The sequence below is a fragment of the Streptomyces sp. CAU 1734 genome, assembly GCF_039888735.1.
GTDB lineage: Bacteria > Actinomycetota > Actinomycetes > Streptomycetales > Streptomycetaceae > Streptomyces.
The window spans coordinates 1-16,532 of record NZ_JBDQQP010000018.1 but is presented as its reverse complement, the minus strand read 5'-3'; the positions used below and the strand labels follow the sequence as shown (position 1 = coordinate 16,532).

General features: G+C 71.6%; 11 protein-coding genes and 1 pseudogene. 7 read left to right on the top strand and 5 right to left on the bottom strand.

The window, feature by feature from the left end; translation table 11 throughout:
• Window positions 1-929 precede the first annotated feature (929 nt).
• On the top strand, window positions 930-1,604 hold the full coding sequence (locus tag AAFN69_RS28895; RefSeq protein ID WP_347731805.1) for a transposase: 675 nt from the start codon (window positions 930-932) through the stop codon (window positions 1,602-1,604).
• Here the strand turns inward: AAFN69_RS28895 and AAFN69_RS28890 are convergent.
• Both AAFN69_RS28890 and AAFN69_RS28885 read right to left on the bottom strand, forming a co-directional pair.
• Window positions 1,570-2,670 carry a hypothetical protein gene (locus AAFN69_RS28890; protein WP_347731804.1) on the bottom strand — a complete coding sequence of 367 codons (1,101 nt, stop codon included), beginning with the start codon at window positions 2,668-2,670 and terminating at the stop codon, window positions 1,570-1,572. The genes AAFN69_RS28895 and AAFN69_RS28890 overlap by 35 nt on opposite strands.
• A gap of 585 nt (window positions 2,671-3,255) precedes the next feature.
• Window positions 3,256-3,930 carry a hypothetical protein gene (locus AAFN69_RS28885; RefSeq protein WP_347731803.1) on the bottom strand — a complete coding sequence of 225 codons (675 nt, stop codon included), beginning with the start codon at window positions 3,928-3,930 and terminating at the stop codon, window positions 3,256-3,258.
• Window positions 3,931-3,967: 37 nt separating this feature from the next.
• Here AAFN69_RS28885 and AAFN69_RS28880 point away from each other — a divergent pair, with 37 nt between their 5' ends.
• Entirely contained in the window at window positions 3,968-4,306 is a 339-nt protein-coding gene (locus AAFN69_RS28880) for a hypothetical protein (protein WP_347731802.1), read from the top strand.
• Here the strand turns inward: AAFN69_RS28880 and AAFN69_RS28875 are convergent.
• A pseudogene (locus tag AAFN69_RS28875) lies at window positions 4,285-5,042 on the bottom strand (transporter); the annotation flags it as partial. The gene AAFN69_RS28880 and the pseudogene AAFN69_RS28875 sit on opposite strands and share 22 nt — an antisense overlap.
• 801 nt (window positions 5,043-5,843) lie before the next feature.
• Here AAFN69_RS28875 and AAFN69_RS28870 point away from each other — a divergent pair.
• Both AAFN69_RS28870 and AAFN69_RS28865 read left to right on the top strand, forming a co-directional pair.
• Entirely contained in the window at window positions 5,844-6,449 is a 606-nt protein-coding gene (locus AAFN69_RS28870) for a hypothetical protein (RefSeq protein ID WP_347731801.1), read from the top strand.
• Window positions 6,450-7,553: 1,104 nt separating this feature from the next.
• A complete protein-coding gene (locus AAFN69_RS28865) occupies window positions 7,554-7,994 on the top strand; it encodes an SUKH-3 domain-containing protein (RefSeq protein ID WP_347731800.1) in 441 nt (146 codons plus the stop codon).
• Between the two features lie 307 nt (window positions 7,995-8,301).
• Here the strand turns inward: AAFN69_RS28865 and AAFN69_RS28860 are convergent, their stop codons facing one another.
• Complete coding sequence (locus tag AAFN69_RS28860) at window positions 8,302-8,628, bottom strand: nuclear transport factor 2 family protein (protein ID WP_347731799.1); 327 nt, start codon at window positions 8,626-8,628, stop codon at window positions 8,302-8,304.
• Window positions 8,629-8,889: 261 nt separating this feature from the next.
• On the opposite strand from AAFN69_RS28860, the gene AAFN69_RS28855 reads away from it, so the two are divergent.
• Window positions 8,890-11,976: a BTAD domain-containing putative transcriptional regulator gene (locus AAFN69_RS28855; protein ID WP_347731798.1), complete on the top strand. Its 3,087-nt coding sequence runs from the start codon at window positions 8,890-8,892 to the stop codon at window positions 11,974-11,976.
• Between the two features lie 353 nt (window positions 11,977-12,329).
• Here AAFN69_RS28855 and AAFN69_RS28850 read toward each other — a convergent pair whose 3' ends face one another.
• Window positions 12,330-12,533, bottom strand: coding sequence for a hypothetical protein (locus tag AAFN69_RS28850; RefSeq protein ID WP_347731797.1), 204 nt, complete (start codon window positions 12,531-12,533; stop codon window positions 12,330-12,332).
• Window positions 12,534-12,936: 403 nt separating this feature from the next.
• Between AAFN69_RS28850 and AAFN69_RS28845 the strand changes: the two genes are divergently transcribed.
• Both AAFN69_RS28845 and AAFN69_RS28840 read left to right on the top strand, forming a co-directional pair.
• Window positions 12,937-14,316, top strand: a complete 1,380-nt coding sequence (locus tag AAFN69_RS28845; protein WP_347731796.1) for a helix-turn-helix domain-containing protein — start codon at window positions 12,937-12,939, stop codon at window positions 14,314-14,316.
• Between the two features lie 224 nt (window positions 14,317-14,540).
• Window positions 14,541-16,532 (top strand): condensation domain-containing protein (locus AAFN69_RS28840; RefSeq protein WP_347731795.1); only part of this gene is annotated, 1,992 nt, incomplete at its 3' end.

Genomic DNA, 16,532 nt, shown 5'->3' with positions numbered 1-16,532 from the left:
ACTTCATGGCCGCCTCGCGCGGGCAGCGCGCGAGCGTTCCTTTTACTCCTGGGGCGTTTGACGATGCTGCCGGCGTCGCGGCGGTGCCTTGATCCGGGAGGGCAGTCCGGGCCGACCTGGACGGGCGCCTGCCCGGAGCCCCTGGTTGCCCTGCTCCACCGACTCACGTTGACGATCGTCGCTTCGGTCAGGGTGGTCGCGCAGGCTCCTGGCAAGGCCTGCCGCATGGTCGCCTCGGTCCGTCTCGTCTCCCGGTCGGTCTCGGCCGAGTGGACTGACTCTGCCCTCCGGCCGGCGGCCCGACCGGGGCGGGGGCACCGGTTCTGCACTACGGGAACTGACTGGGCGACCGGCTGCGCCAGATCTTTTCGTAAGTTCGGTGGGTGTGGTGGGCATGTGGGTGGGAGGCTGTTGGGGTGGCGTATCAACCTTCCCCTTCGGTTGCCGGCTCCTCCCTTCCCCCCTTTGTCGCGACCTCAGTTGGCGGAGGCGCGTCGTGTTCGGGCAGGCGAGTTGTTCGGGGGCGGTGTCTCGAATGCGGAGATCGCGCGGGCGGTGGGGGTGTGTGCCGAGAGTGTGCGGCGTTGGCGGCGGGTGTGGGAGAGCGGCGGTGCTTCTGCCCTGCGGAGACGGGCAGCCACCGGACGTCCGCCCAAGCTGGACGTTCACCGGGTCGAGAGGGTCCGGGCCGCGTTGGAGCGAGGTGCCCGGGCTCATGGTTTCGAGGCCGGCCTGTGGACCTTGGAACGGGTCGGCGTGGTCGTGGAGCGGGTGACGGGGGTGGTGTTGTCGAGGGCGTCGGTGTGGCGGTTGCCGACCGGTCGGCTGGGATGGAGCTTGCAGCGGCCCGAGCGTCGGGCTGTCGAGCGGGGCGAGTCGGAGATCGCCCGCTGGATCGCGCACGAGTGGCCGCGCGTCAAAAAGGGGCCGTGAACACACGTGCCTGGATCGTGTTCCCCGACGAATCAGGTGTCTCCCTGCTCCCTCAGATCCGCCGCACTTACTCACCCCGGGGTCGGACGCCGCTGCTGCGGCACCGGCTGAACTGGAAGCGGGCGTCGATGGCCGGAGCCTTGGGATACCACGCCACCGACCCCGGCCGCGGGGCCCGCCTGTGCTTCCACCTCAAGCCCGGCAGCTACGACACCGCCGGGCTCATCGAGGTCCTGGAGCAGATGAAGGTGTTCTACCGCGGCGAGCGGGTGGTCCTGGTCCGGGACGGCCTGTCCGCCCACTGGAGCAGGGCGATGCGGGCCTGGGTCGCCGGGCAGGACTGGCTCACCCTGGAACGACTGCCCGCCTATGCTCCCGAGCTGAATCCGGTGGAACTCTTGTGGTCCCCGCTCAAGAAACATGAACTCGCCAACCTCGCCGGCGACCATCTCGCCAATGTTGCCGACGCCGCCGAGCAGGGCATCCACCGCATCAACGCCAACCCACAACTGCCATGGTCATTCCTCGCCCACACCGGCCTCACCATCCACCCACCACACCCACTGAACTTACGAAAAGATCAGTGGCGCAGCTGGTTCAGATGCGCGCGCTCGCGCTGCCCGGTGAGCGTGGGTGTCAGCTCTGTTGCCCCTGGGCCGACCATGCGATGACGACCAGGCCCTGGCCGGGGGCACTGCCCGTGGCACCGGATGCTCCGGCGTCGCCGTTTGCGCTGGGGTTCGTGGCGGCGATGCCGCCGTTGCCGCCCGCGCCTCCCCCGCCGCCTCCGGCGCCGCTTCCTCCGGCGCCGGTGCCGGCCGGGACGGTGTACTGGGTTCCGTCGGCGAGGGTGAGGGTCCGGGCCGCCGTGGCGGCACCCGTTCCCCCGGAGCCTGCGGCGCCGCCGAAGCTGCCCAGGTAGGTCGTGCCGGGTGCGGCGCTTCCGCTGCCGGTGGTGCCGGGGCCGCCCGCGGTCCCGGCAGTGGACGAGAAGTCGGAGCAGAAGTCCAGGAGGCCGGTGGAGGCGTCTCCGCCCGCGCCGCCGGCAGCGGGGGTTTCTCCAGCGTTGGCGCGGATGGCACCGTCCTCGTATCCGCCGCCGCCGTTGTCCCCGCCGCTCCCGGACCGGCCTCCTCCGCCGCCCCGCGCGGATGCCAGCAGCGGAATCCGAAGGACGGACAGGCCGGAAGCCCGGCCCTCGCCGGTCTCACCGGCGGTTCCTCGTCCGCCGCCCGAACCGTTGTCGCCGGCGAGGCCTCCTCCGCTGTTCCCGCCTCTTCCGCCGGTGCCCCCGTCCCCGCCGGGCCGCGCCGCGCCGACGGTGACTCCAACACCCCTGAGGAGAGTGTCGAGACCGCCGAGCTGGATCAGGCTGAGGGCCGTGAAGGTGCACTGGGTGAAGGCGCCGCTGCCGCCTCCGCCACCGCCGTCGCCGCCCGCGCCTCCCGCGCCGCCATAGCCCTCACGCGCCGTGAGAATGTTCGCGGCCTCCCCGCCTCCGCCACCGCCTCCTCCGCCGCCTCCTCCGCCGGACCCGCCCGAACCCCACACGTACACGGTGTACTCGGTCACCCCGTCGGGAGGGAACCACCGTCCGTCGCTGGTGAACACCTCATGCCCGGCCGCAGCCGCCCTGGGCGCGCCTGCGGCGTGCTGCCCGGGCAGCACGGCCGCCGACAGCACCCCCGCAGTCACCGCGGCCAGTACCGCACCACGCCGCCTTCGCTGATACGTCATCACCACACCCACTTCCGGCTCTCACCGACATGGGGCAGACAACACACAGCCCCCTCCACCAGCCGATCCCCGCGGCCGGACGCTGCCACGCCGACACCATTTCAGGACCACCCGGACGAGTGACCAGCCGGCCGAGCCGACGTTGCCCAGCGCTCTGCGGATCGGAGACGTACGGTTGAAGCCGCCGGGCCATGTGCCGATGGTCTTCGCGGTCGTCAGCCGCTACCTCACCCGCCTCGCCGTCGACCTGGCCTACAGCAGGGCCTGGTGCATTGGCCCTCAGATCGCCGACATGGCCCACCGGGTGTCCGCACCCTGCACGATCTGGCCGCATGACCACCCGTGGACCGTGCGGTTACGGTGCCGGATGACGCGGGGTTGCGACCGTACGCCCAGGCTCCCGGGTGAAGCCACCATCGCCAGCGCCCCGGCGAGCCGCCGGCTGCGCCACCGTTGATAATGGCGTGACCACACCCCGATACTCACAAGCGCACAAAGGTGCAGCAGCGGCAGCGTCCCGCACCCGTCGTCGTCCGGCGTGGCTGGCGTGTCGTGCCCCCTTGCAGGGTGTGGGTGGTGGTGGTGTCACAGGGTTGCGGCTTCTTCTGTCAGGAGTGCCACGTCGGGGTGGGTGCTGTAGGGGCGCAGTACCTTGCGCATGGTGGTGAGGGATGCCTTGGCGCGGGTTGAGCGCAGACCGGGGTAGTCGATGAGGAAGCGCTTCCAGGTGGTGAGGGATTCTTCGAGGTTTCCCTGGGACAGTTGTGATTCGGCCAGGAGCGCTGTGGTCAGTGCCCTGGCGCGGCGTGCCTGTGGGGCGCGGGCGCGCAGGGAGGTGCTGTAGGCGCGGGCGGCTGCCCGGTGGTCCTTGAGTGCGGTCAGGGTGCGGGCGCGCTGGTAGTGCAGGGCCGCGGTGGGGTAGTTGTCGAAGGGGTCGGTGGGATTCTGGTCCGCGTGGCTGTGGAGGGCTTCCGCGTGGTGGAGCGCGAGGAGGGCCCGTGGGCGGTCGTCGGCCCGTGCGTGGGCGAGGGCCAGCTGGGATTGAGTGAAGGACTGGGTCAGGGGCGAGGAGTGGCGTTTCGCGGTGGCGGCCGCCTGTTCGGTCAGGGCGAGGGAAGGCCGCCGGTGGCCGATTTCCAGCGCTTGGGAGGCGAGTGCGCGGATCGCGATGGTGTAGGTGTGGGGGGATCGTCGGCTTCGGCGGCCAGATGGGTGGCCGTGCGGTGGTAGTGCTGGGCCAGAACGCTGTCGTTCGTCCACAACACTCACGTCATCGCCGGTCTGACGGAGCGGGGCGGTGTTCGTGGAGGAGCTGGACGAGATTCCCGAGGGGGCCCTGGTGGTGTTCTCCGCCCACGGTGTCTCCCCGCAGGTCCGTGCGGAGGCGGCCCGCAGGAGCCTCCAAGTGGTGGACGCGACGTGCCCGCTGGTGACGAAGGTCCACGCCGAGGCACGCCGCTATGCCGACCGCGGCAACAGCATCGTGCTCATCGGGCACGCCGGCCACGAGGAAGTCGAAGGCACCTACGGCGAGGCACCCGGCGCCACCGTGATCGTCGAAAGTTCCCAGGACATCGCCGGCCTGGACCTGCCGGACCCGTCGAAGATCACGTACCTCGGGTCGGCCTTCACATAGGCAAGGATCCTGGCCTGCCGCGCCGGCGGGACGCAGACGAAGTTCCGCAGCCGCCGGTAGGCGGTGTACTGCTTGCGCCGAACCGCCGCCACATCATCGCCCAGCCCGAGCAGAACCTCGTCCAAGGCCGTCGAAAGATCCGCCATCGCCCGGCCAGCCGGCCGGCGACCCGGCGCTGGCGCGGTCCGTGTACCCGCCCCGTTCCGGCGGCGGGGCCCTCGGGCGTGCCCGTGCACAGAGGCGACGGTCTCCAGCGCGATGTGGTCGTCGCCGTACAACCGGTAGCGGACGAGGTCGATACTGCGCCAGTGCTCCGGCACGGCATGCACGTTGTGGGGGGTGAAGTCGCCAGCCACACAGATCACCCGCGGGGCACTCCAGAGAATCCGCCCTGCGGCCTCGGCACCGAGGCGGTCGCGCACCAGGCGCTGGAACTCGTCCCGGTGATCCATCAGCCACGCCAGGTAGAACAGGCCCTGGTGGATCATCCCGGCGTCGGTCGCCCGCTTGTACTCCACGATCACTGGCGCGCCGTTCTCATCCAGGCCCAGTGAGTCGATCCGCCCGCCGTGGAGCGGCCGGTGCTGTACTCGCGCGCCTGGAATCCGACGCCCAGCATCGCCTCCATGTGGGCCTCGACAAGGCTCTGCACATCCGCCTCGGCCTCAGCCAGACGCGGCATGACCTCCGTCATGCCGCGCTTCGTGCTGAACATCCTCAGTTCCATCGCCCCCATCCCAAGATCTCTCCAGGGGCTGAACACGTGCGGCATGAGGATTGTTTCGCCGAGGCTGGCAGCCTCCCACGCCACCCAGCGAAGCGCAGGTACAAAGAGTGACAAACCCGCGAGGATCAAGGCGCACGCCCGCTACCACGATCTGCTCCATAATCCGGGAAATCCTCCGGTCCGGAGAGACGCTCGGGGCCGAAGCCAAGTTGCAACCCAAGAACCAGGGGCCACGCCGCCAACCCCTGACAGATCGAGTCAGCCCACCCTGCCCCACACCCACAATCCAGCGCACAACGCCTCGTGCGGCCAGCTCTGGCATCATGAACTGCGATGAGCCGATGCAATGGTCAACAAACAGCAAAGCTCCTCTGAAACCGCAGGTCAAAAAGAGTGCTTCCCGCGCGAGCGGGGGTGGACCGACCGGCAGCATCGACCGCAGCAGTGCGGGGGTTTTCGGCGGGGTGAACGAGAGCCACGCGGGCGGTGGTTTCGAGAGCCGCTTTGATCCATCCGTGCAGGAGATGGACAACTGTGCAGGTCCTTGATCGGCGGCGGGAGTGAGAGCCACCCTGATCGAGTGACTTCGGGTTGGGAGTGTCTGCGGCAGCGGATGGATGCAGGCCAGTAGCTTGGTGGTCTGGGCCCTGCCGGTCCGTGTCCCTGACAGGCGCGGTGCGGACGGGCCCGCTCCTTTTCCTGCGCTTGCAAGATTGGTGGACGGCCCCTTCCAGCGTTGTCAGGGGTGGGTGCGATGATCCCCGAGGTGGGCGTGAGCTCGCTGATATCTCGACTCGGGGGTGGCTCGGTTTGAACACGTGGCAGGAGTTGTCGGCGTCGGTGGAGGAGCGCCTGACGGCCATGTCGTCGAGTGAGCGCGGAGTCTTCGCCGCCGGCACCGCTGAACGGCTCATGAGCTGGCACGAAGCACTGCCCGAGGAGGATCGGGCGCCGTTCACGATGAGCCTGCGGCCCCTGCTGAACTCCGTCTGGGAGGGCTCCCTCGGGGACTCGGCCGCCTTCACGGCCGTGAAACGGGGTGTGGCCGAGTACATGCTCAGCGAGTACTGCCACAACGATGGGCAGGACGGCCCCGAAGACGCGGACGACAATGCGGCGGCCGCGACGCTGTATGCCGCGCACGCCTACCTGTTCGAGTGCCGTGACTTCGCGGTCTGGGCCAGCCGACGGGCCGTGGACGCTGTGGACGAGCACCTTGAGTACCTCGCCGAGCAGGAAGAGGGTCTACCCGACCTCGACGAGGCAACCCTTGCAGAGCTCCAGCGCCAGCTGCGGGATCTCGACCTCATCTCGACCTACTCGAAAGATCTGCGGCTCGCCAGCCTTGGGCTGCCCATCGACACCTCGATCCGGCTTCGCGTGGAACTGAGGACCCCTCTTTCCAGCCGGGACTGACCGGTCGAACAACCCGTTCAGCTGCGTCGTTCGGCCTCGGTGACGCGGAACCGGTAGGACTCGGTGCTGGCTTCCCGCGCAGGCGGGGGTGGACCGTCGACGCTCCAGGCCCAGATCGTCACCACCAAGCGCTTCCCCCACAGGTCGCCGGGGTGACACCGAAGACGCAGACGTCGAGCTCCCCGTCCCTCAGTGCGTTCTTGGGACAGGGAGTGCGCAACACCTACCTGAGTCACCGACAGTGACAGCCAGCCTCCGAAGAACCAAACTCCAGAGCGCAGCGCTGTCGCCAAGCAAAACGCACCTGCCATAGCCGCCTGGTTCCATCGAAGCCAAGCCAAGATCCGGACCATTCCCGGGCCAACTCATCGACTCAGAGCCCCAACGCACGCATCTCCGCAGGTCACGAACCTGCAATGCCCGTACCACCAGCAGACGAAGAATCTGCTGGTACTGAACCGGGCTCAGGCGACTCACTCACGTTGATGCCGGGATCCCCGACAAGTTCAAGGATCTGAATGCCGAAGCGGCAGAGCCCTGGCGGCCGGGAATCGCCGCAAGACCCCGCAGGCCGACTGCCACCGAGAACCCGCCGGCGCAGCGCCGTAGCTGGCCAAGGCGGCAGTTTCTTTCCATCCCATGGTGAAGCCAGCTTCGGGTTCGGTGATTGCACTCGCACTGCCCCGGACTGTCGATCTCGGGCCTCGTGGGCCGCCTCGACGACTCCGCCGCAACAAGGGGCTCTTCGCACTGAATTTGCGCTACAGCCTCAAGTGCAGCAGCAAGAAGCGGCAAGCCTCTCAGCATGCGTCACCACCCCTAACAATGTTCTTCGCATCCGGCATATCTTGTTCAGCGGCCCTCGGTGGAGGTGATCGCCCTGGTCCTCGGGCACTGCACCGCACAACGCCCACGGTGCTGCGAACCGCGGGCGCGAGGCTTCGGAGCCACGACTGCCAGTACGGAAAGCCAGCCGATCTGGTGCTGCCCGGCCACGAAATGCCACGGAGCGGCGCAGCCTCCGGTCGCGGCACGGTGCCCTCCCGAACCTCGTCTCGTACGTCGGCCGAGCCTGCGGTGAGCCGTCGGCGAGAGAGAGCGAACATGGAACGATTCTCGCCGAAGGCCGAGCAGATTCTCCGGCGAGCAGGATGGCACAACGATCGCACCGTGGACGTCCCCGCCTGGCGTACCCACTTCGCGCTGAACGGGCTGCCGACGTATGCGGCCGCCGGGAGATTCCTCACCGGATTCGGAGGAATCCGCGTCAAGGGGAAAGGGCCGGAAATCACCTGTGCCCGAGAGCCCTTCGAGTTCAACCCGACGCCGGCCGAAGGGGAGGAGGACCGGTTCCGGGAGTGGGACGAGGAACTGGAGTTCCCTCTCCTCCCGGTCGGACACATGGAGGACGGACTGTTCCTCCTCGGCACGGACGAGACAGCGAGGCTTCATCCGGTGACGAACTGGGTCGCCCGATTCCGGGCCGGGGACGCAGGAGTCGAGGGTCTGACCCCGGGCGTCATGCCCGGGTGGCCGGCCGGCTGATGAGTTCCCTCCGCCACGCCGCCGGGAACGGCCCCACGGCGCGCCACCGGCTGGTCGCCCCCCGATCAGCAGGGCGGCAGCCCGGGTGAGCCCGCTGAACCGGAGAGCGGTTCTGACCGCCACGGCCGCCGTGCCCCTGGTGGGCTGCGGGGTGACGGGCCCCTCGGACGCCTTGGCGGCGCCACCGGGCGGGGGCTGACCACGCTGATGCTCGGGCCGGGGGCGTCGGCGGGGCCGGTGTGGCCGCACCCCGCGGTCGCCCTGGACGCCGGCTGAGGCACGGCGGCCCCGGGCCCGCGGCGGGGTGTCAGCGCGCGGCGGCCCAGGCGGCGGCGTACCGGCGGCGGCTGCGGAGCATGCCCTCGTCGGAGAGGGTGAACACATCGACGAAGTCGACCTGCTGGGGGCTGACCCGGCCGATCGCGACCACGCAGTCGCCGGAGGCCACGATGCGGTCGATGTCGTGGCGGCAGCCCAGCGCCGGCGTCTCGGGCCGGGCGTCCTCGTCGAGCAGGGAAAGATAGCCGTCGATGTCCCCGGTGTCGAGGTAGTGGTAGGCCAGCCGCACATGATCGACCCCGGAGTCGGTGACAAGAGTGCTGGGGAGCAGCTTCCTCGGGTGGCGACTGTTCATGGCACGTCCTTTCGTACGACCGCCCCGCGGACGGGCGGTTGCCGGTACCACCGTCCTCCGGCGCCGCAACCCCTGCTTATCTCGGCACTATCGCCACCACAGGATCTGCACACCGTTTACAACAGTGGAGATGGTCGGGAAACTGTCCGCACACGTGTCTTGCACGTCGCTTGCGGCACGGACTCTGTTGGTCGGACGCGTTCCTCACTGGGAGTGACTGTGGACTTATCGCCCGGTGAGGGTCGCCCGACCCCGGACTCCGTGGTCTTCCGTATCCTCGGGCCACTGCATGTGCAGGGCCCGGACGGACAGGTACGGATTCCGCCCGGTCGCCAGGAGGTGGTCCTCGCCGCGCTGCTGCTGGAGGCGAACCGCGTCGTCAGCACCGACTATCTGGTGGATCTGATCTGGGAGGACGACCCGCCGGACACCGCCAGGACCCAGGTGCAGATCTGTGTGTCCCGGCTGCGGAAGCTGTTCGGCGGGCGGGCGGTGGCCGCCGCCATCACCACCCGCCCGCCCGGCTACGTCCTCGCGACGGAGGACGGTTCGGTCGACGCGGCGCTGTTCGCCCGGTGGATCGCCGATGCCCGGCTGACCGGGAAACGGGCCGGGGGCGCGGCCGAGGCGGTGGAACTGCTGCGGTCGGCGGGCGGACTGTGGCAGGGGAACTGCCTGAGCGGCATCGCGAGCGAGAAGCTGCGCAGCAAGGCACGGCAGCTGGACGAGGAGCGGCTGACGGCGGCCGAGCACCGGATCGACCTGGAGCTGGAGCTGGGCCGGCACCATGAGCTGGTGGGCGAGATACAGCACCTGGCGCACGAGCATCCGCTGCGGGAGCAGCTGCGCGGGAAGCTGATGCTGGCGCTGTACCGCTCGGGGCGGCAGGCGGAGGCCCTGGACGTCTACCGGCTCGGCAGAGAGCTGCTGGTGGAGGAGCTGGGTCTGGAGCCCGGCGGGGAGCTGCGGAGCCTGAATTCGGCGATCCTCGCCGGGGAGGTGCCGCCGCCGGGTCTGGCCGCTCCGCAGCCGGGCCGGCGGTCCGGTCCCGCCGGCCCCGGGAACGGCGGAGGGGACACGCCGGCCCGGCCGGCGGCGGGCGGTCCGGGCCGGGAGACGCCGGAGCAGGACGCCGGAGGCCGGACGGCGGAAGCCGGGCCCCGCCCCGCCGGGGCCGACCCCGCCGGGGCCCCGGTGCCGGTGGCCGAGGTACCGCGCCAGCTTCCCTCCGACACCGCGGACTTCACCGGTCACGGCACCCGGATCACGGACATCGAGAAGACGCTGCTGGGACCGGGCGAGCGGCGGGCCGTGGGGCTCGTCGTGATCGTCGGCAAACCGGGGACGGGAAAGTCGACACTCGCCACACATATCGCGCACGGCGTGGGCGAGACGCACTTCCCGGACGGGCAGCTCTACTGTGATCTGCGGGGTACCAGCGGTGCCCCGGCGACCGCCGGGGAGGTATTGGGCCGGTTCCTGCGCGCCCTCGGCATCCCCGGGCCCGTCATTCCCGAGTCCCTCGACGAGCGCGCCGAGATGTACCGGACGCTGCTCGGGTCCCGGCGGGTGCTGGTGGTGCTGGACGACGCCGCGTCCGAGAGTCAGGTCCGGGCGCTGCTGCCGGGGGCCGGGAGCTGTGCGGTGCTGGTCACCAGCCGGGTGCGGATGACGGGGCTGCCGGGCGCGCACCGGGTGGAGCTGGATGTGCTGGAGACCGGCGAGGCCCTGGAACTGCTGGTCCGGGTGATCGGCGAGGAGCGGGTGGCGGGCGAGCCGGTCGCGGCGGAGGCGCTGGTCCGGACCGTCGGCGGGCTGCCGCTGGCTCTGCGGATCGTGGCCGCCCGGCTGGCGGCCCGGCCGCACTGGACGCTGGCGTCGATGGTGCACCGGCTGGCGAACGAGCGGCACAAACTGGACGAACTCACGCACGGCGAGATGACGATGCGGGCGAGTCTGTCGCTGACGCACGACGGGCTGGGGCAGGCGGACCGGCAGCTGCTGCGGCTGCTGAGCCTGGCGCAGGGGCCCAGCCTGCCGGGCTGGCTCGCCGGGGCGCTGCTCGACGACCGCCGCCCGTTCCCTTCGGATCTGCTGGAGCCGCTGGTCGACGTGCAGATGCTGGATGCGGTCGGTATGGAGTCCACGGGCGGCTTCCGCTACCGCTTCCACGAGATCATCCGGGTGTTCGCCCGGGAGCAGCTGGCCGCGCACGACGATCCGGGGACCCGGTCGGCGGCGCTGAACCGGATGCTGGGCTGCTGGATGGCGCTGGCCGAGGAGGCCCACCGCCGGGTCTACGGCGGGGACTTCACGGTGCTGCACGGATCGGCGCCGCGCTGGGTGCCGCCCGCCGCGCATGTCGACGAGCTGCTCGCCGACCCCATGGAGTGGCTGGACAGCGAGCACGCCAATCTGGTGCAGGCGGTGGAGCACGCGGCGGCCGAGCAGCTGGACGAGGTGTGCTGGGATCTGACGACGACGCTGGTGACGCTCTTCGAGATGCGCGGCTATCTGGACCACTGGGAGAGTACGCACCGGCTGGCGTTGCGGACGGCGCGGTCGGCGGGCAATCAGCGGGGCAGCGCCGCCGTACTGGCCTCGCTCGGTTCGCTCTATCTCAGCCGCAGCCAGTACGACGAGTCGCGGACCGCGCTGACAACGGCGCTGGGGCTGTTCACCGAGATCGAGGACCGGCAGGGGCTCGGTCTCTGCCATCGTGATCTGGCCCTGCTGGAACGGTTCCTCGGTCGTGAGTGCGAGGCACTGGAGCTGTACGACCGGGCCCTGCGGGATTTCGACGCGTCGGGCGATGTGGTGGGCCGGGCCATCGTGCTGACCCAGAGCGCGCAGATCTGGATGCAGCGGGGGCAGAGCTCGGCCGCGCAGCGCAGGCTGGACGAGGCGCTGGGCATCTACCGGCTGGTCGGCTACACGGGCGGCCAGGCGCGGGCCCTGCGCCGGGCCGGTCAGCTCCAGCAGCAGCAGGGCGAACGGGGCCGTGCGGTGGCGACGTTCACCGAGGTCCTGGAGCTCTGCCGGGACAGCGGGGACGTGATCGGGGAGGGCCATCTGCTGCGGGACCTGGGGCTGGCGCACGCCAGAATGGGTCAGGACGCGGCGGCGCGGGACTGTCTGGACCTGGCGCTGGGCATCCGGGAGCGGATCATGGACCAGGGTGGGGCTGCGCTCGTACGGCTGGACCTGGCGAAGCTGCTCGTGTCGGACGGCGGGCCGGGTGACCGGGACCGTTCGCGGGAGTTGCTGCGGAGCGCCGTACGGGCTTTCAGGGACCGCCGGATGGAGCCGGAGCTCGCGGAGGCGCAGCAGCTGCTCGCGGGCGGCTGAGGCGGAGCCGCGGCTGGGCCCGGCGGGGCGGGACCGGCGGGGCGGGACCGGCGGGGCGGGGAACGGACCCGAGCCGTCGGGCCGTCGGCCGGCCGGTGCGGGAGCGGTTCGGGGGCTTGGCCGGTGGTGGCGCTGTCGCGGGCGCGGGATGCACTGCTCGGGGAGCGGGTGGACCGGTTCTGTCACGGTCCGGGGGCCTCGGGGGCCGGGGTGTTCCGGGTGTTTCCGCTTCGGGGTCAGTCCCAGGGATCGTTCACGGTCATCACTCCCGGAAGTCGTCGGCGTCGGAGGAGAACGGAGAGGTTCTCGGGCGGTTCCGCTTCGGGGTCAGTCCCAGGGATCGTTCACGGCCGTCAGTCCCAGGGGTTGTTGACGTTGGAGGGGCTCGGGGCCGGGGTGGGCGAGCCGGCCGGGGCCGGTCCGTCCGCCTGGGCCGAGGTGGCCGGGATGCCCGCCGGGGTGCTGTCGCCGGCCAGGGCCGCCTGGATGCCGAACAGTGCGGCGCCGGCGACGGCCGCGGTGACGGCCGCGGTGCGGAGAGCCTGGGAGAGAGCCATGATCCGATCCCTTCGATTGGGGCGTTCCCGCTGGTGGCGGGGCGTTTCCTGCTTTGTGGACACCACATTAGGGAGGGATGGAATCGCCGGACCGGCCGTGCTCCTATCGCCCGGCTATCACGGCCCGGACGGAGTGCGGCGGTACGGGGCGGGCTGGAGTCGCGGGCTCCGTACCATCCGCACCGGCCGGCACGGGAGCCCCACCATCACCAGAGGTGCACGGCGTGGACGGGTACGGCGATAGGAAGGGCGTCCGGTGGCGCGGTCCCGCCCCGGCCGGGGTGATAGCGGCCCGGCGATCCGCCCGCCGCGGCCGTGGTGCGCGGCGGCGCCGGGATGGTGGCGCGATAGCGGGGTGCCGACGATGGGACATGTCCCTCCCCACCCCGTTCAGGGAGCGCCCATGAACCCCGCCCACTTCACAGAGACCGTCACGGATTCACAGGTGGGAGCCCTGATCCGGGCCCATCGGCTGCGTATCGGACTGACCCAGCGGGAGCTGGCCGACCTGTCCACGATCAGTGTGCGGGCGATCCGCGATCTGGAACACGGCCGGGCCACCCGCCCCCGTACCGACACGGTACGGCTGATGGCGGACGCCCTGCGGCTGGGGCCCCGGGCCAGAGCCGCGCTGGAGGACGCCGCGCGGCCGGGCCGCGCGGGCAGAGCCCCGGCGGGGCCCCCGGCTCCGCCGAACGCCCCGAAGCCGCTGGTGGGAAGGGACACGGAGATCGCCACCCTGGTGCAGGAGCTGGCGCCGGACGGCGGGGAGCGGCTGGTGCATCTGGTGGGTCTGCCCGGGGTCGGCAAGACCCGGGTGGCACTGGCCGCGGCGGCGGCTCTGCACGTCTCCGGGGTGCCGGTGCTGTGGCACGCCTTCCCCGGCGCGGCCCGCGAGTACGGCCCGGCGGCCGGCGGGCCGTGGCCGGAGCTGACGGAGCGTCTGGTGTCGGGGCTGTACGCGTCCGGGTTACCGCACCGGGGGCCCTCGGGCGGGGAGTCGGCGAGCGCGCTGCTGGGCGAGGGGCCGGTGCTGCTGGTGCTCGACGGCGCCCCGGCGCACGCTCCGTGCGCGGAGCGGCTGACCCGGCTGCTGCACGAGGTGCCGGGGCTGCGGCTGCTGGTGACCTCCGACGAGCCGTGGCAGGCCCCAGGTGAACGGCTCTTCCTGCTCTGCCCGCTGCCCGTGCCGTCCGCCGGTGCCCGGGGGGCGGCGGACGGTCCGCAGCCGGCCGGGGACGAGCGCGAGCCCGCGGTGCGGATGTTCCTGGACCAGGTGCGGCGGGTGCTGGCGGCTCCGGCGGTGACGGCGGCCGACCGGGAGCGGGCGGTACGGATCTGCCGGCTCCTCGACGGACATCCGGGGGCGCTGTCGGCCGCCGCCTCCTGGCTGGTCGTCTCCGATCTGGCGGCGCTCTGCGACACGCTGGCGGTGGATCCGGCGGCGTTCCTCGACCATCTCGGCGGCCGGGACGACCGGCTCCGGGACTCCCTGTACGGCCGGATCGGGCGGCTGCCCGCGGGGCCGCGCGCCGTACTCGGCGCCCTGTGCGCCGCGCCGGGCCAGGACTCCGTCGCCGACGGCTTCGGGCTGCCCGCGCTCACCGCGCTGACTGGCGGCAGTCTGCACGAGTGCGGGCGGCTGCTGCGGGAGCTGCTGCTGTCGGGGCTGGTCCGGGCGGCCCATGAGGAGGGCCCGGCCCGCTTCCGGGTGCCGGCGCTGGTCAGGGCGCTGGTGACCGGGGCCCCGGTGGGCTCGCCGCAGGCAACTGCCGCCGTCTGAACTGCTCCCGGAGTGCCGGGGCAACTGCCGCCCGGGGCCGGACGGCGCGGATTGGATGAGCCAAGCGAGTTCCCGGCGGACCGGACCGGCGGGACCGGCCGGGGACCTCGCAGTCGCACCGCATCCGCACGCCGAACCGCCGGACCGCTCCGCCCGTACGCGGGGCCGGTCCGCATCCGCCGAGCCGAGCCCGTCGCGCCGGCCCGTCCCCGAGGAGCGACCGTATGTCCCCCAAGGCATCCGTCAGGCTGCCGCTGTCGGCGGCCCAGCGCGAGATCTGGCTGGCCCACACGCTGGATCCGTCCGGCCGCCGCTACAACATCGGCGAGTACCGGGAGCTGCGCGGCCGGGTCGATCCGGAGCTGGTCCGGGCCGCGTTCCGGCAGCTCGCCGTGGAGACCGACGCGATGCGGATCCGGGGTATTGGCGCGGACGGAGACGGCCCCTGGCAGACCCTGCACGCCGACCCGGGCGACCGGGAACTGGCGCTGGTGGACCTCAGCGGCGCCGAGGACCCGGCCGCCGCGGCCCGCGGCTGGATGGCGGCCGAGCTCGCCCGCCCGTTCGATCTGGCGGCGGACTGGCTGACCCGGCACGCCCTGGTGAAGGCCGGTGAGAAGCTGTGGTTCTACTTCCACGGTTTCCACCATCTGGTCATCGACGGCGCCGGGCGGTCCCTGCTGGGCGCCCGGCTGGTGGAGCTGTACGAGGACGCGGCGGCCGGGCGGCCGTGGCGTCCGTCGCCGTTCGGTTCGCTGGCGGAACTGCTCGCCGAGGAGACCGGGTACCGGGAGTCGCCGCAGGCGGCGGAGGACCGGGCGTACTGGGTCGCGAAGACGGCGGACCCGCCGCCGGCCGCGCGGATCGCCGGGGGGCGCTCGGCGCCCGTACCGCCCGGTTCGCTGCCGTTCGTCCGGCGTACGGTGACCCTTCCCGCGCCGTACGCCCGGCAGTTGCGGGAGATGGCCCGCGCGCACGGGGCGCCGTGGACGAGGGCGGTGATCGCCCTGGTGGCCGCCTACGTCCACCGGGCCTCCGGAACGGACGCCGAGGAGCTGACGCTGGCGCTGCCGGTGAGGGCGCGGACCGGGGAGACGGCCCGCAGCACCCCGGCGATGCTGTCGAACATCATTCCGCTGCGGCTGCCGGTGCCCGCGGGCGGCACCCTGGCGGGGCTGCTGGGGGCGGTGGTGACGGAGGTCCGGCAGGGGCTGCGGCGGCAGCGGACCCGGTTCGAGGAGTTGGGCCCGGAGGGCGCACCGGGGCGGCCGCCGGTCTCCCTGCAGCTGAACATCATGGCCTTCGCACCGGGGATGCGGTTCTTCGGTGTGCCGACCACCCTGCACAACCTGGGGAACGGGCCGGTGGACGGGCTGGCGGTCGCGGTCTACGACCTGGGGCCGGAGGACGGGCTGCGGATCGACTTCGACGCGGCGCCGGAGTCCTGCGACACGGCTGCCGTCGCCGCGCACCAGGACCGTTTCGTACGGTTCGTGGGCACCGCGCTCGCCGCGCCCGATGAGCCGCTGTCCGCGCTGGAGCTGATGGACCGGAGCGAACGGCGGCTCGTGCTGGACAAGTGGACGGGGGTGACGGCTCCGGTCGACGAGCGGCCGCTGACCGAGCGGTTCGAGGAACAGGCCCGGATCCGCCCGGACGCGGTCGCCGTGGTCTTCGGCGAGGACCACCTCACCTACGGCCGCCTCGACAGCGAGGCCAACCGGCTGGCCCACCACCTGCGCGCCACCACCGGACTCGGCCGCGGCGACCTCGCCGGCATCCTCGTCGACCGCTCACTCCCCCTCGCCACCGCCATCCTCGCCGTACTCAAAACCGGCGCCGCCTACACCCTCCTCGACCCCGACCACCCCGATCTGCGACTCACCGGTATCGCCGGCGACGCCGCAATCACCGCCCTGGTCACGACGGAGGGCTGTGCGCACCGGGTGCCCGGGCCCTGGCCGGTGGTACGGGTCGACTCCGAGGCCCCGGCGATCGCGGCGCGGCCGGGGAGCCGCCCGGAATCGGTGCTGACGGGAGACGACTCCGCCTGTGTGATGTTCACATCGGGGTCGACGGGACGTCCGAAGGGGATCCTCGCCTCCCACCGGAACCTGACCTCCACCATCACCGGCCAGACCTACTGCACCTTCGGACCCGGCGAAACCTTCCTCCAGTGCTCACCCGTCTCCTGGGACGCCTTCAGCCTCGAATTC

Coding starts and splice junctions, on each gene's coding strand:
- AAFN69_RS28890 (WP_347731804.1), bottom strand. CDS start 2,670: ATGACGTATCAGCGAAGGCGGCGTGGTGCGGTACTGGCCGCGGTGACT.
- AAFN69_RS28865 (WP_347731800.1), top strand. CDS start 7,554: ATGGAACGATTCTCGCCGAAGGCCGAGCAGATTCTCCGGCGAGCAGGA.
- AAFN69_RS28860 (WP_347731799.1), bottom strand. CDS start 8,628: ATGAACAGTCGCCACCCGAGGAAGCTGCTCCCCAGCACTCTTGTCACC.
- AAFN69_RS28850 (WP_347731797.1), bottom strand. CDS start 12,533: ATGGCTCTCTCCCAGGCTCTCCGCACCGCGGCCGTCACCGCGGCCGTC.
- AAFN69_RS28845 (WP_347731796.1), top strand. CDS start 12,937: ATGAACCCCGCCCACTTCACAGAGACCGTCACGGATTCACAGGTGGGA.